Source organism: Mycolicibacterium madagascariense, assembly GCF_010729665.1.
Classification (GTDB): Bacteria; Actinomycetota; Actinomycetes; order Mycobacteriales; family Mycobacteriaceae; genus Mycobacterium; species Mycobacterium madagascariense.
In genome coordinates this window covers 2,958,132-2,970,881 of record NZ_AP022610.1, presented here as the reverse complement: position 1 = coordinate 2,970,881, position 12,750 = coordinate 2,958,132, and the positions used below count along the sequence as shown (strand labels likewise).

Sequence of the window (12,750 nt, the reverse complement as noted above, 5' to 3'; positions counted from 1 at the left end):
GGGGATTACCGCCGAGCGCCTGCGGGGCTGGACGACGCATGTCGGCGTTCTTCTGCGACTCGATGATGGCGATTCGACATCGCGAGGTCCGTGGTTCGCTATTCCACGATCTGTGGCCGAGTGGCAGGCTGCACGTATGCATGTGACGACTGGTGTGCGTGACCCTGGGGTGAGTTTCCCTCTTTCCGAGGTGGTGGACGACGGCGACGAGCGGCGGCGGGCCAATCGCGCTATTGCCGTGAGCGCTCTCGGGTTGGCCGTCACCGGTGTGGTGGAGCTGGTGATCGCGTTGCTGTCGGGTTCGGTGGCGTTGTTGGGGGACGCGTTGCACAACCTGTCGGACGTGTCGACCAGTGTGTTGGTGTTCATCGGTTTTCGTGCGTCGCGCAAAGCGCCGACGGAACGGTATTCCTATGGGTTCGAACGTGCCGAGGACTTGGCCGGGGTTGGTGTCGCACTGGTCATTTGGGCCAGCGCCATGGTGGCCGGGTTCGAGAGCGTGTCGAAGCTGCTGCGGCATGGGTCGACCGCACACGTCGGGTGGGGGATCGCAGCAGCGGTAATCGGTATCGCCGGCAATCAGTTGGTGGCTCGATACAAACTCGCGGTGGGGCAGCGGATTCAGTCGGCGACGATGATCGCCGACGCGAAGCATTCTTGGTTGGATGCTCTGTCGTCAGGTGGCGCGCTCATCGGTCTGCTCGGTGTGGCGCTGGGGTGGTCATGGGCTGACGCGGTAGCCGGATTGGTGGTGACCGGCTTCATTTGTCACGTGGGCTGGGAGGTGTCCTCCGACATCGGGCACCGGCTCCTCGATGGGGTGGATCCGGCGGTGTTGGCCACCGCCGAGCAAGTAGCCGAAGAGACCCCGGGCGTGGTGCATGCGCACGCACGGGCCAGATGGTCGGGACGGACGTTGCGTGTCGAGGTGGAAGCCTGGGTGGATCAGGACACCACCGTGGCTGCCGCCGATCACTTGGGCCGGACGGTGGCCGTGCGTCTGGCTCCACGGTTGCCGGAGATGCGCAGTTTCACGTGGTCGGCCCGCGGTGCCGAACCGGTGGCCTGACGGCGTTAAGTTCTGTGCGGCTGGGGCGGGCTCCGAGCCTTCGGCCGTGTGCGCGAATAGGCGCACGGCCGAGCCACATTTGGCCCGGCCGTGCGCTTCACGCGAGAGTCTTAGGACTCCTGCGCCGCCTTCTGACGCGCTTCCTGGGTCTTGGCTTCGGCGCGAGCCTTCTCGGCCTCGGCTTCCTTCTTTGCGACGTCCTTCTCGGCCTCGGCCTTGTCTACCTGAGCCTTGCCCTGCTCCTGGAGACGATCGTTGCCGATCAGAATGCCGATGACCTGCTTGGCGAGACCCACGCTGCCGTCAACGAGGGCCCGCAGAGCCGCGATGGGTCCGCTGGTGCTGTCCGCCATGTCAATCCTTCCGTTGCGTGCACCGCGTAGATCCTCTTGAAGCCCGTGGCGGTGCACTTCCGTCGGTATGGGCCTGATGAAGGTCTTCCCGTTGGCGCTAGCAAAAGTACGCAGGTGTTAGCAGGATCACCGAAATTCGTGGGTGCTCGGTCGTGTGTCGTGAACGTCGCGTCCCACGAGCCGAGATTCGAGCCGTCCACGTTCCCTGGACGAAAGTCGGTCCGGACGCCGACGGGCCCGTTCACTCCGCGATGTCGACCGCATAAGGCGGCCCCAGGAATCGACGCACCATTCGTGCCTCGGCGTCGGCGTCTTTGAGCGGCCAATGCCACAGGGCTAGGAAGGTTCGCACCAACCATTGCGCGGCAAGGGGATTGGGTGTGTCGAGCCCGATCATCTCGTCGGCGAAACGCGTCACGATGGGTGAATCGGCAAGCCACTCCTCACCGGGTGATGGGGCCAGCGAGCGGATGACCTTGGCGAGCGGATCGGCGCGCAGACGCTGTAGGGCAACCACGGTGGCGGTGACCACGCGCTCTGGGCCGGTCAGCCCGGCGATGGCTTCGCGAACGGAGGCGAGGATGCGCTCTGCCTGTCTTCTCAGCACGACGTCTCGGATGGCGGTCTTGCCTCCTGCGTGGCGGTAGATGGTCGCTGGTGAGCAGTGAACCCTGGCAGCTAGGACGTCGATGCTGAACGCGTCCCATCCGTGACGGATCAGCAGCTCGTCGGCTGCTGCGTAGATGCGTTCGGCGGCCTCACGGTGTCGGTCCGGCCCCACCAGCCAGTCGCTCGTCACCATCGCTCCCACGTTCCCTCGTCGGGCGAACCCATGACCGATGTTTATCACGCTGAGAAGAATGCTCGCTGAATTCTCAGCGAAGGCGCTGGTCGTTCCTCGCGTCTGAGAAATCCTTCCGCCGCACCGCCACCCGGTCGGTCTCGTGTTTGCCATACGCCGTTGACGAGGGCATATGGAGAGTCCACCCTGATCGCATGACGCTGCTGGGCGACGCCGCCGACTTCTTCGACGATGACGTCCTACAGGACCCGTACGCCCTCTATGACCGGATGCGCGACCAGGCGCCGGTTCACCGCATCGGTGACTCCGTGTTCTTCGCGGTGTGTGGCTGGGACGCCGTCACCGAGGCCGTCGGTCGTGTCGAGGACTTTTCGTCCAACCTGACCGCGACGATGGTGTATCGCGACGGAACCGTCACCCCGTTCGACATGGGTCCTCTGGGCGCCCCGCACCATGCGCTGGCCACCGCCGACGACCCACTGCACGACGTGCACCGAAAGCTCCTGGTACCCCACCTCAGCGCCAGACGGATCCGAGTCATCGAGGAGTTCGCCGAAACCACGGCGATCGGTCTGTGGTCCGGAGGCGTGATCGACGGTCACGTCGAATGGATGAGTGCGATCGCCAACCGACTCCCGATGATGGTGGTTGCCCGACTACTGGGACTGCCCGAGGACGACGTCGACAGGCTGATCCGGCTGGGCTATGCCACCACGACATTGCTCGACGGCGTCGTCAGCCCAGCCCAGCTCGAAGCCGCGGGTGTAGCCGCGATGGAGCTCTCCGGTTACGTGATGGAGCACTTCGCGAGCGCCGGCGCCGCTGGCGCGCCGGGCCTCATCGGCGACCTGGCTGCCCGCTACGCCTGCGGTGAGGTGGAGCAATTCGCGGCGCTGGCGATCATGCTCACCTTGTTCAGCGCAGCGGGGGAGTCCACGGCGTCCTTGCTGGGCAGCGCAGCATGGATTCTGGCGACTCGTCCCGAGATACAGGAGGCGGTCCGTACGCGTCCCGAGCTGCTGGGTGCGTTCATCGAGGAGACGCTGCGGTACGAGTCGCCGTTTCGTGGCCACTACCGCCACGTCGTCAGGGACACCACACTCGGCGGAGTGACGTTGGCGGCCGGTTCCCGCCTGCTGCTGATGTGGGGGGCAGCCAACCGTGATCCTGCTAAGTTCAACCAGCCCAATGAGTTTCGGCTCGACCGCGGCGACGCCAAGGGACACGTCACCTTCGGCAGGGGAGCCCACTTCTGCGTCGGCGCCGCACTGGCACGTTTGGAAGCCCAGATCGTGTTGCGGGTCCTGTTGCAGCAGACCACTTGGATCCAGGCCGCCGACGTGGGGCAGTGGCTCCCCAGTATCCTCGTCCGCCGGCTCGATCGGCTGAACCTGGCCGTCGCGTGACCGGCCAAGCGAGGTCGATCGCCTGCTAGACACTCACTTTGCCGCGATCGTCAGTTCGTCCGATCCGCGAACCCGGCAGGTAGATCGCTTGGGGCGGCGGCGATGGCCGTCTCGTCATCGGGGCCCACGTTCTCGATGAAGGTGATGACGGCGAACTCGGGCACTACATAGATCGGGTAGGTGGGGCCCGCGTCACGGTAGGCGCGCATCTGGTCGATGTGATCATTCTGGAAGAGAACGGTTTTCGAGCCGTCTTGTTCGATCCACTGCGGGAAGAAGATGGTGCCGTGCAGACGGCGGGCGATGGGCATGATGTTCAGCGCGACGCTGGTGCCGGTGGGTTCGTTCCACGACAGCTTGTAATCGTCACCGGACAATTGGACGAGATCGACGGTCTCGTCCTTCACCCACCGTCCGCCGACCATCCCCGTATGAATTCGGTAGTCGATGGTGGTCGCGTTCTTCACGTACAACTCGTACTGCCAGCCATTGGCATAGGTGTAGATGAAGCGACGACCGATGATCCCAGACAGGTCTTGCGGCGGAATGGAGGTTGCGTTCGAGGGGGAGGCGCTCATGCTCTAGATATTGCCACAAAATAGTTTTGTGGCAATAGTATGCAATGCTTCTGTCATGCCGACCGTTGCCGCGGAGACCTTGAGTCATCTGATCGGTCCGTTACGCCGCGCCCTGCTCCGTGCCACGCTGCGTTTCGACGGGTTGCCGGACATACCCGACGCCCAGGTCGAACTGCTGCGGGCGATGTCGGCCAAGCCGTCCGCCACACCTGGGCAACTCGCCGACGAACTGGGCCTGGCCCGCTCGACCGTCAGCAACCTCATCAAGGCACTGACCGCAGCGGGCCTGGCGACGCGCACGCTCGGTCACACCGATGCCCGCAACGTCGAAGTCGAACCCACCGCACAGGCGCGCACCCTGCTCAAGCGCTACGACCGAGCCAGCTCGGAACTCCTCGACCGCGCACTGCAGCACCTGAGCGCTGACGACCGCAGGCGCATCGACGCCGCCATGCCGGCGCTCGGCAGATTGCGTCGGGTGCTGGAAGATTCCACGCTGCGCTGAATGCAGAGACCTATTGGGAAACCGTCGACTCGCAGACGGACACTGAAGGCGTTGCCGCACAACGGATTCTGCGCTGTCGCGCGATAGGTATTCGGTCTCGGCGGAGATGGTGCTCGCGCATGGCCAACCCCCGGCGTCGACGTCGACGCCGCGGGTTCGGGTCCGCAATCAGTGATACGTGATGGATCCATCCGCTGGCAGCAGCGGGGCTGAGGGCGTGGGGCTGGGGGGCAGGTACGGCGATTGGGCCGTTGCGTCTGGCGCGGTTGCCGTCAACGGCGACGGCGCGTAGGGCGACGGCGCGTAGGGGGGCCCCGAGGGCGAAGGACCATACGGCGAGGGCGCCAAGGGCGCGGAACCGTACGGCGACGGGGTCGACGGATACGTCGATGCCCGCGCTCCGACGAGTTTGCTGACGACGAAGCTCGCCGCCTGGTCGGTGTAGTCGGGGACGTATCCCTGGGTGTGTCCTTGCCAGTCGTTACCGGGACCGGCATGACAGATCGGGTCGGCTGGGTTGCACAGGTCGAGCGCCTTCGCGCCGAGCAGCGCGCTGCTCGAGGAGATCGGTTTATTGGTGCGGTCGGCCACGTTGCCGAAGGTGACGACTGCGGCGACGTTGTCGGCGTAGGTGGCGGGCAGCGAGGTGCCTCGCAGCAGGCCGTCCACCGAGACCCCGGTGACGATGTCCATGACCGAAGCGCCTTGGGAGTACCCACCCAGCACCAGCGGTGTGTTCGGACATTTTCCGGCCATCGACTTCACTTGCGAGACAGCGTCTTCCGAGCCATCGTCAGTGTGCAGCTGGAACAGGCTCGCCTTGTAGTTCACCGGGTAGGCGTCGATGTTCATGCCGGTCTGCTGGCGCAGGGAGTCGACGAGAGCCTGACCTACCCGCCCCAGGCCGGCTGGCTCGTCGGTGCCCCGCGCGAAGATCACCTCTGCGTCGGGGCAGTCGTCGGCGAGCGCCACCGGCAGAGGGGATGTGATCGCGACCGGGACCGCCCACAGGACGACGGCCGCCACGGCGGCGCCGCCTCGAGCTAGAGGACCTCCGGCCCAATTCGCCGCCCGGCCTGACCTGTGGGGGTTGCTCACACCGGGGATACTACCGAGAAGCCACGGGCCGGAGGGCTGATGTGACTAGATCACGCGTTAACTGACGAACCCGTCAGCGTTCCACGGCGGTTGGCCATGCTGCCAGGAGTGCGCAGACGGCGTGTGTGTCTACTGCTCGTCCTTCATCTCGGGACGGCGGTGCCACTAAGGATCTCCTTGCGGTAGAGCAACGCCCGGACGACGATTGAGCAACGTTGGGCGTAGGTGGTGTCGGGCCTGGAGTGGTAGGTGACCCTCATGGTCCTGATGCGGTGCGTGTCGGACGCCGGATAGTCGCCGGGGGCAAGCTGCGGCCCCGTCGATGCTCCCGGCGGAACGGGCCGGGAAGGCCGAATACTCAACTGCCACAATGCCTTCACCACCAATAAGCCCCAGCTTCCAGCGCAGTATAAGACTGATTGCAAATATTTTGTAAACCGGTTCGACTCCCGGCAGCGGGCCGAAAAGACGTCACATTTCGGGGCGGAGACGTGACGTTGGGCGTACTCGTTTGTGCGCTACAGTCACCCCGGCGTCACCACTCAGCAAATTTGGGTCACGTCTATGGGCTGCAGCGATCTTCTAGCTCGAATCCCCCTCAGCAGGGGCAGCGAGTCTTGATGAGTTCGGTGAGCACTGGTGGTGGGGCAGGGGGCTGGACACGGCTCGCTGATCAATGAACGTATGACGGGTGAGGGGAATCTTCTGATGGCGGCTAGGCATCGCAAGGACACGCGGCGCAGCGACGGTGGGGTCGGTCGGGTGTTGCCAGTGTCCGGCTGGTTGACTGCCGGCGCGGTCGGCGTCGGGGTGGGCGCAGCGGTGCTCGCCGGTGCGGGCGCGGCCCAGGCTGACACCACCCATTCCGATTCGAGTTCATCCTCCACGACGCATGCGGGCGATTCGGGTGGGTCCGCGGGCACCGGCAGCGGTGCGTCGTCGAAGGGTCCGACGACGTCGAAGGGTGCCGCGCCGTCGGCGGCCGGATCGTCGAGTACGTCGCACACCTCGAGTGGGGTGTCCTCATCAGGCGCTGCGACCGTGAGCACCGCCGCCGGCGGTAGCGGCACCTCGTCCTCTTCACCCTCTTCGGCGTCGTCAGTGTCGTCGCCGCAGTCGTCTGCAACGGATGCATCGGGGGTGTCGGCCTCGACTGGCGCCGGGCAGGCCGGCACCTCGGCGCGTACCGGGTCACGCTCGGCCGCCCACACCACCGGGTCGGCGCCATCCACGGCGGCAAGATCCACTATGCAAGCCGCCAACAGGTCACCATCGGCTCACATCAGTGAGGCGACCGCCCCGCACGACAGCACCCCGTCGACCGAAACGGCATCGGCGACGAAGACGGCGGTGTCGAGCACCCTCCACGAGGTGCCAACGATCGCGTCGTCGACGCTCCCGCAGAGCGCGGTGGCCACTGGCGCCGTCGTGGCGCCGGCGCGCCTTGCCGTCACGGCGGTCACTCCGGCCGCGGCCCCGCCGGATCTGGGGACGGTGCTCAATCAGGTGCTGGCGTTGTTCGTCAGCAACGGCACCGCCACCCACCCGAATGCGGGTCTGCTGTTGGGCACCGGGTACAGCTACACCGCCACGTCCTGCAGCAGCGGCGCGGCGTGCCGTGGCGGCAACGGCGGCCTGCTGCTGGGCATCGGGGGCGCCGGTTTCGACGGCGGCAACGGTGGGGCGGTCGGGTTCCTTGGCAACGGCGGCAACGGCGGGGCCGGGGTGAACGGCATCAACGGCGGCGCCGGGGGTGCGGGCGGCAACGGGGGCCTGTTCATCGGGGCCGGTGGTGCCGGCGGTGCGGGCGTCAATGGTCTTAGTGGCGCGAATGGCACGACTGCGGGGCAGTCCGGTGCCAGCGGATCGGCGGGTGGTCGGGGCGGGGCTGGCGGCAGCGGCGGCCTGCTGATCGGATTTGGCGGCAGCGGCGGCGCTGGCGGGGCCGGTGGTGCTGGCGGCAATGGCGCGGTCGGCGCCCAAGGCTTGTCGGCCACCACGGCAGGAGCCACCGGTGGTGTCGGTATGGCGGGTGGATCCGGCGGTACGGGTGGGGTCGGCGGGGACGCCGGCGCGGCAGGTCGTGCCGGACTGTTCGGGACCGCCGGGACGTCAGGAGTGAATGGAACCGGTGGCCGCGGTGGCAACGCAGGCATGGGCGGAACCGGTGGCCGCGGCGCGGACGGCGCCGTCGGCACGGACGGCGCGGACGCAACCACGGCCGGCGCTAGTGGAGGTGCGGGCAGCGCCGGACAGGCCGGCGGCACCGGCGGCGTCGGTGGCGCGGCGGGTCTGGCCGGCATCGGGGGCGCATCGGGCAGCGGAGGCACCGGTGGCGGGGGCGGCGCCAATGGTGCCGGCGCGGTGCAGGGTGTCGGCGGTGCCGGTGGTGATGGTGGCCGCGGTGGCACCGGTGGACGCGGCGCCGCTGGTGTCACCGGCGCAGCAGGGCCGGACCCCGGCGCCAACGGCGGGACCGGCGGCACTGGCGGCAGCGGCGGCACCGGAGGGGCGGGCGGCAACGCCGGTGCCGGCGGCGCGGGCTCCACGATCGGCGCAGCTGGGGTCAACGGCTCGGGAGGCACCGGTGGTGACGCCGCTGACGGCGGAACCGGTGGCCGCGGTGCGGATGGCGCGACCGGTGCCGACGGGACCGATGGTGTGACCTCCGGCGCCGATGGCGGCGCAGGCACCGCCGGTGGGATAGGCGGCACCGGCGGAACGGGCGGCGCGGCCGGTCTGGCGGGTGTCGGAGGCAGCGCAGGGACCGGCGGTACCGGTGGAAAGTCCGGCGCCGACGGCGCCGCGGCCATCCAGGGTGCGGGCGGGGCGGGCGGCAACGGCGGGGTCGGTGGTCGCGGCGGCAACGGCGCCACGGGTGCGGCGGGTGCGGCGGGTGCCACCTATCCGGGGGTCGGTGGCGGCGGGTATGTCGGGGGTGACGGGCAGGTCGGCGGCAACGGCGGCGCCGGAGGCGCGGGCGGTAACGCTGGCAGCGGTGGTGCGGGCTCCACCCTCGGCGCCACCGGGGTCAACGGCGACGGCGGCACCGGCGGTAACGCCGGCGACGGCGGTGTCGGTGGGCGCGGCGGTAACGGCAATGACGGTCACGACGGCGCCAGCGGTGTCGCGATCGGCGAATACGGCGGTGCGGGCCTCTCCGGTGGCAACGGTGGCATGGGTGGCACCGGCGGGGCGGCCGGTCTGGCCGGCGTCGGGGGTGCGGCGGGCACCGGCGGCACTGGTGGGGTCAGCGGCGCTGAGGGCACCGCCGGGATACAGGGTGTTGGCGGGGCCGGCGGCGACGGGGGCCGCGGCGGCGTGGGCGGCAACGGCGCGGCCGGCACGGACGGTGCGGCGGCTACGACCCCGGGAGCCAACGGTAGGTCCGGGCAGGCCGGTGGTAGCGGTGGCGCCGGAGGCGCGGGCGGCAACGCCGGCGGCGGCGGTGCGGGCTCCACGACCGGGGCCACCGGAACCAACGGCGACGGCGGCAACGGCGGCAATGCTGGCGGCGGCGGGAACGGTGGCCGCGGCGCCGACGGCATCGACGGTACGGATGGGCCGAACGCGACCACGGCCGGTGGCACCGGCGGCGACGGCACCGCAGGCGGCAACGGCGGCGCCGGCGGTGCCGGAGGCGCGGCCGGTCTGGCCGGTGTCGGGGGTGCCGTCGGGACCGGAGGCAGCGGTGGGGTCACCGGCGCCGACGGTGCCGCCGCGATCCAGGGTGTTGGCGGGGCGGGCGGTGACGGAGGTCGCGGCGGTAACGGCGGTAACGGCGCCCCCGGTGCGGCGGGCGCGGCGGGTGCGGCCGCTGCGGTAGGCGCGGCGAATTCCACCCCCGGGGCCAACGGGCAGGCCGGGCAGACCGGCGGCAGCGGCGGCGCCGGGGGCGCGGGTGGCAACGCCGGCGCCGGTGGTGCGGGCTCCACGACCGGGGCCACCGGAACCAACGGCGACGGCGGCAACGGCGGGAACGCCGCCGACGGCGGCACTGGTGGGCATGGTGCCGACGGCGTCGACGGCGCGTTCGGGGGCAACGCGTACACGATCGGTGGCAGCGGTCAGGACGGCACCGCAGGCGGCAACGGCGGAACCGGGGAGTCGGCGGTGCCGGGCGGTGAGGACCGGCGCCGACGCGATCCAGGGTGTCGGTGGGGCAGGCGGTGACGGTGGCCGCGGCGGTGACGGCGGCAACGGCGCCACCGGTGGGGCGGGTGTGAACGGTTCATCGACGGGGGGTACCGGTGGGACCGGGCGGACCGGAGGCAGCGGCGGCGCCGGAGGCGCCGGCGGGAACGCAGGCGCCGGTGGTGCGGGCTCCACGATCGGCGCTGCCGGAACCAACGGTGACGGTGGCGATGGCGGTGACGCCGCTGACGGCGGCACCGGTGGCCGCGGTGCCAACGGCGCTGACGGCGCTGACGGGGAAGACGGGGCTACGCCCGGCGCCGACGGTAGTGCGGGCAGCGCTGGTGGCAACGGCAGCAATGGCGGAACCGGCGGCGCGGCGGGTCTTGCCGGTACCGGCGGCGCGGCGGGGATCGGCGGCACCGGTGGCCATGACGGGACCGCTGGCCAGGCGGCCAATCAAGGCAATGGCGGTGCTGGCGGTGATGGCGGCCGTGGCGGCAACGGCGCCACCGGCGCCACCGGCACGACCGGCGCCACCGGTGCGGGGATCGACGCCGCGGGCAACGGCGCGAACGGCGCCACCGGTGGTGCGGGCGGTTCCGGCGGCATCGGTGGGGCCGGTGGCAACGCCGGACGCGGCGGCACCGGCACCGTCACCGGGCTGAGCGGCGCCAACGGTGACGGCGGCAACGGCGGAAACGCCGCCGACGGGGGGGTCGGCGGAACTGGCGCCACCGGCGCGGCCGGGATGAACGGACTCGACGGCGGCGCCCCGGGTGAATCCGGCACAGCTGGCGGCACCGGAAGTAATGGGGGGGACGGCGGCGATGGTGGCGCGGCCGGCACCGCCGGCGCGGGTGGTCTCGCCGGCACCGGGGGCACCGGCGGCAGCGATGGCGCCACCGGTGCAAGTGCGAACCAAGGCGCCGGAGGCATGGGCGGCGTCGGCGGAGTGGGTGGACGTGGTGGTGACGGCGCCCAGGGCGTGACGGGCAGCACCGGCGGCGATGCGACGACCGCTGGTGGCGCAGGCGCCGACGGCGGGACCGGCGGGATCGGTGGCTCAGGAGGCGCGGGCGGTACCGGTGGTGACGGCGGGCGCGGTGGCAGTGGTTCGATTACCGGCGCCAGCGGACGCAACGGGGACGGCGGGGCCGGCGGCAACGCTGGTGCGGGCGGCACCGGCGGCAGCGGTGGCAACGGAAGAGCCGGCATCGACGGCACCACCGGCATCGGCGCCGGCGGTGCCGGCACCGCCGGCGGCAGCGGCGGCTCCGGTGGCGATGGCGGCGCTGGTGGCGCGGCCGGCATCGCCGGCGTTGGTGGTGCGGCCGGCAGCGGCGGGTCCGGCGGCATTCAGGGGGCAGCCGGTGCCAGCTCTACCCAAGGCGTGGGTGGCGTGGGCGGCAACGGTGCCGCCGGCGGTCGCGGCGGCACCGGCGCCGACGGCGCCCCCGGCACGAACGGCGCCTCCCGATTCGTCCCGTTCGACGGCACCTTCACCGGCGCAGCCGGAACTGCAGGCGGCGCCGGCGGCACCGGCGGCCAGGGCGGCACCGGCGGTAACGCCGGGCACGGCGGCACCGGCTCGACCATGGGCGCCACCGGCCTCGACGGTGCCGGCGGCACCGGTGGCAAAGGCGGCGCAGGCGGCACAGGGGGCGACGGAGGTCAGATACTCCGTGATCCGAGTCACCCCATCCAGAGAACTCTGGACGTCACCGGCGGCCACGGTGGAAGCGGTGGCAACGGCGGGAACGGTGGACTTGGTGGCCAGCCCGGCACCGGCGGATCAGTGGCGGCCGCGACTGCCGGCGCGAACGGCGCTGGAGGTGACGGCGGCGCCGGCGGCAACGGTGCCAGCACCCACCTCCCTGAATTCGCAAATTCACTCGAAACGGGTACCGGTGGCGCTGGTGGGGACGGCGGTAACGGGGGCAACGGCGCCACCGTGGGCAACGGCGGCGCTGGTGGCGCCGGTGGCACCAGCGATGTGAACGTCGAGACCTTTCCGTCCAACTACAATCTGTATGGAGGCCACGGCGGCGGCGGTGGCATGGGAACAACGGGAGGCGACGGCGGTTCGGGCGGGCAAGTCACCGTGTCGGGTACCCGCTTGAATGAAGGCATTGGGGGCACCGGCGGCGCCGGTGGCACCGGACTGGCCCAGGGCGGTGACGGCGGCGACGGCGGCGATGTCGTAGGCCGCGTCTCCCTTCTCGCAGTAGGCGGCGACGGCGGCAACGGCGGCAACGCGACACTTCCCGGCAGCGCCGGCGGCAACGGGGGCAACGGGGGCGACATATCAGATTACCTAGGTGGGGGTGGGGCAGGCGGCGTGGGCGGTGTCGGGACGGCGGGAAGCGGCCGCAACGGCGTCCACGGCCAAACACGTCAAGACCTCTAGAGGTCTAGACGTCTCGGCCCGTAACGCGGGAGCGCCAAATGACGGACGTGGTTGCGGAGAAAAAGATTGGCTCCGGGGCAACGGTGTCAGTTGGCCGGTCTACATCACTTGTGGGCGTCCCGGACCGGTGCCCGGCGCCCGGGATGACACACCTGGTTCGCAACGGCTGCGGCTCTACCACACCAAGGAAAGCGGATTTGCCGGGGTATCACCGGTCTCGTTGCCGGCACACCGGCAATACTGCACGGCGATATCGTGTTGACCGGGGCCCCCACGATCCGGCCCGGGTGGTCGCCGGGCCGGCCGAGGGTGGCGTGGGTAGTGGCCGTCGCAGCGTGGGGGCGACCCGCAACGGATGTATATCGCCTAGTCCATCTTCGTCACCGTGACGAAAG

At 70.2% G+C, this 12,750-nt stretch carries 10 protein-coding genes; 5 read left to right on the top strand and 5 right to left on the bottom strand.

The window, feature by feature from the left end:
• Positions 1 to 136: 136 nt before the first annotated feature.
• Positions 137 to 1,069, top strand: coding sequence for a cation diffusion facilitator family transporter (locus tag G6N60_RS13900; RefSeq protein ID WP_163743933.1), 933 nt, complete (start codon positions 137 to 139; stop codon positions 1,067 to 1,069).
• Positions 1,070 to 1,179: 110 nt separating this feature from the next.
• Here G6N60_RS13900 and mbp1 read toward each other — a convergent pair whose 3' ends face one another.
• Positions 1,180 to 1,422: a microaggregate-binding protein 1 gene (gene mbp1, locus G6N60_RS13895; RefSeq protein WP_163738056.1), complete on the bottom strand. Its 243-nt coding sequence runs from the start codon at positions 1,420 to 1,422 to the stop codon at positions 1,180 to 1,182.
• 241 nt (positions 1,423 to 1,663) lie between these two features.
• Positions 1,664 to 2,224, bottom strand: a complete 561-nt coding sequence (locus G6N60_RS13890; RefSeq protein WP_163738053.1) for a TetR/AcrR family transcriptional regulator — start codon at positions 2,222 to 2,224, stop codon at positions 1,664 to 1,666.
• A 194-nt stretch (positions 2,225 to 2,418) separates the two neighbouring features.
• Between G6N60_RS13890 and G6N60_RS13885 the strand changes: the two genes are divergently transcribed.
• Positions 2,419 to 3,630 (top strand): cytochrome P450, encoded by a 1,212-nt coding sequence (locus G6N60_RS13885; protein ID WP_163738050.1) that lies wholly within the window; start codon positions 2,419 to 2,421, stop codon positions 3,628 to 3,630.
• A gap of 50 nt (positions 3,631 to 3,680) precedes the next feature.
• Here G6N60_RS13885 and G6N60_RS13880 read toward each other — a convergent pair whose 3' ends face one another.
• Entirely contained in the window at positions 3,681 to 4,208 is a 528-nt protein-coding gene (locus G6N60_RS13880; protein WP_163738047.1) for a phenolic acid decarboxylase, read from the bottom strand.
• 55 nt (positions 4,209 to 4,263) lie between these two features.
• On the opposite strand from G6N60_RS13880, the gene G6N60_RS13875 reads away from it, so the two are divergent.
• A complete protein-coding gene (locus G6N60_RS13875) occupies positions 4,264 to 4,713 on the top strand; it encodes a MarR family winged helix-turn-helix transcriptional regulator (protein WP_163738044.1) in 450 nt (149 codons plus the stop codon).
• Positions 4,714 to 4,881: 168 nt separating this feature from the next.
• Here G6N60_RS13875 and G6N60_RS13870 read toward each other — a convergent pair whose 3' ends face one another.
• Positions 4,882 to 5,739: a cutinase family protein gene (locus G6N60_RS13870; RefSeq protein WP_163738041.1), complete on the bottom strand. Its 858-nt coding sequence runs from the start codon at positions 5,737 to 5,739 to the stop codon at positions 4,882 to 4,884.
• Between the two features lie 614 nt (positions 5,740 to 6,353).
• Positions 6,354 to 7,058: a hypothetical protein gene (locus tag G6N60_RS13865; RefSeq protein WP_163738037.1), complete on the bottom strand. Its 705-nt coding sequence runs from the start codon at positions 7,056 to 7,058 to the stop codon at positions 6,354 to 6,356.
• 103 nt (positions 7,059 to 7,161) lie between these two features.
• Between G6N60_RS13865 and G6N60_RS28295 the strand changes: the two genes are divergently transcribed.
• Both G6N60_RS28295 and G6N60_RS13855 read left to right on the top strand, forming a co-directional pair.
• Positions 7,162 to 9,984, top strand: a complete 2,823-nt coding sequence (locus tag G6N60_RS28295; RefSeq protein ID WP_179969691.1) for a PE family protein — start codon at positions 7,162 to 7,164, stop codon at positions 9,982 to 9,984.
• Positions 9,935 to 12,355, top strand: a complete 2,421-nt coding sequence (locus tag G6N60_RS13855) for a PE family protein (RefSeq protein ID WP_163738034.1) — start codon at positions 9,935 to 9,937, stop codon at positions 12,353 to 12,355. The genes G6N60_RS28295 and G6N60_RS13855 overlap by 50 nt, the downstream gene beginning before the upstream one ends.
• Positions 12,356 to 12,750: the final 395 nt, after the last annotated feature.

What these genes read in the sequence shown, in the direction of transcription:
- G6N60_RS13900 (WP_163743933.1), top strand. Translation starts at nt 137, where the DNA reads ATGCATGTGACGACTGGTGTGCGTGACCCTGGGGTGAGTTTCCCTCTT.
- mbp1 (WP_163738056.1), bottom strand. Translation starts at nt 1,422, where the DNA reads ATGGCGGACAGCACCAGCGGACCCATCGCGGCTCTGCGGGCCCTCGTT.
- G6N60_RS13890 (WP_163738053.1), bottom strand. Translation starts at nt 2,224, where the DNA reads ATGGTGACGAGCGACTGGCTGGTGGGGCCGGACCGACACCGTGAGGCC.
- G6N60_RS13885 (WP_163738050.1), top strand. Translation starts at nt 2,419, where the DNA reads ATGACGCTGCTGGGCGACGCCGCCGACTTCTTCGACGATGACGTCCTA.
- G6N60_RS13880 (WP_163738047.1), bottom strand. Translation starts at nt 4,208, where the DNA reads ATGAGCGCCTCCCCCTCGAACGCAACCTCCATTCCGCCGCAAGACCTG.
- G6N60_RS13875 (WP_163738044.1), top strand. Translation starts at nt 4,264, where the DNA reads ATGCCGACCGTTGCCGCGGAGACCTTGAGTCATCTGATCGGTCCGTTA.